The following is a 1,438-nucleotide window of genomic DNA, read 5'->3' as shown; positions in this document are numbered from 1 at the left end:
CCGGCGGCCGTCCGGTTCTGTCGGCGCGCCGTGCGCGTTGTGCTCGCCGTACTTGTTGTGCTTGTTGCGCTCGCCGTGCTCGCCGTGCTCGCCGTGCTCGCCGAACTCGCCGTACTCGACCAGGAGTTCGCGCGGGACCACGGCGTGCCCGCGCGGGCCTCGGGGCGGCGTGCTCGGGGACAGCGCGCGGGACAGCAGGGTCAGGGCGGGGACGAGGCCGTCGTTGCGTGCGCTGGTCCTCGCCTCCCGCCAGTGCTCCCGCACCTCGGCCGGAACGGTCATCCGTGTCTCAACTCCCCCGTGTGGAGCGTGCAGTAGGCCAGGAAGTCGCGTTCCCGGTCGTAGTCGGCGACGACCACCGGCCGGTCGCCGCCGTCGACGGTGAGCAGTGCCGCCCAGCTCCCGGTGGCCGGGCGTCCGGCCACCGCTTCGGCCGTCGCTTCGACGGTCGCTTGGGCCGGAGCGCCGCCGCGCGGCGGGAGTTCGGGGCAGTCGGCCAGGCCCGCCCCGGCCACCAGGGCCGCGTCCCGCGGCCACGCCTCGAACAGCTCGGGCCCGGGCCGCCCCTGGGCCAGGCCGTCCAACGGCCGGTCGCCGCCGTCCCAGCGGAGCAGCAGCGCGACCGCCGAGTCGCCGCGGACGGCGGCCGGGGACGGCTCGGCGGGCAGCGGGAACGGCTGGGTGCCCTGGTCCACGACCAGCAGCAGCAGCCGCGACCAGCCGCACCGTCGGGCGTACTCCACGGCCACCCGCAGGGCGCTGAACGGCGCCAGGCCGCCCTGGTCGGACAGTGCGAAGGCGAGCGGCTCGCCCGGCAGCCGCCGTTTGACGCAGGAGGCGACCAGCTCGGTGTGCTCGAAGTCCGGGGCGGCGTAGGCGACCACCACCACCTCGGGGGCCTCCTCGGCGCTCAGCGGCCCGAGCGCGTCCAGCGCGCCGTAGGCCAGCTCCACCGAGGTGCGCCGCCCCGAGGCGGCGAACTGCTCACGGTCGAAGGACGCCCCGTAGAGCGCCCCGAGCTCCTGGTAGAACTCCTCCCGCGCGTCTCCCGGCCGGTACGGCTCGCCCGGCCCCGGCGGGGTGTGCACGGCGGCCCGGACGAGCCGGGGCAGCGCCGCGGGGCCGGCCGGGTGCGGGCGCCGTACCGGCGCGGTCGCGCGGAACATGCTCAGGCGCTCGCTTCCGCGGCGACGAATCCGGCCAGCGAGCCCACGGTCTCGAAGTGGGTCATGTCCAGCTCGTCGGCGTCGAACTGCACGTCGAGGATCTCCTCGATGGTGATGAGCAGTTCGAGCGCGCTGCTGGAGTCCAGGCCCAGCTCGTCGAAGAGGCGGACGTTCTCGTCGGCGCCGGAGACGTCCTTGTTGAGGACCTCCGACAGGCCCTTGCGGACGGCGTCGACGTACTTCGGGTCGGTCGCGGTGTCGCTCATGAGTGT

Annotated in this window: 2 protein-coding genes and 1 pseudogene; all 3 read right to left on the bottom strand. The window is 75.1% G+C overall.

Annotated elements, in window-relative coordinates:
* Positions 1-282 (bottom strand): annotated as a pseudogene (locus tag J0670_RS37935) (hypothetical protein); the annotation flags it as partial.
* On the bottom strand, positions 279-1,166 hold the full coding sequence (locus tag J0670_RS37930) for a hypothetical protein (protein WP_207817316.1): 888 nt from the start codon (positions 1,164-1,166) through the stop codon (positions 279-281). The gene J0670_RS37930 and the pseudogene J0670_RS37935, both read right to left, overlap by 4 nt.
* 2 nt (positions 1,167-1,168) lie before the next feature.
* Positions 1,169-1,432, bottom strand: coding sequence for a phosphopantetheine-binding protein (locus J0670_RS37925; protein WP_207817317.1), 264 nt, complete (start codon positions 1,430-1,432; stop codon positions 1,169-1,171).
* Positions 1,433-1,438 lie beyond the last annotated feature (6 nt).

Source organism: Streptomyces sp. FH025 (genome assembly GCF_017427025.1).
Lineage (GTDB): Bacteria > Actinomycetota > Actinomycetes > Streptomycetales > Streptomycetaceae > Kitasatospora.
Note: the sequence above shows the minus strand (reverse complement) of the source record. Positions and strands in the feature narration are given on the sequence as shown.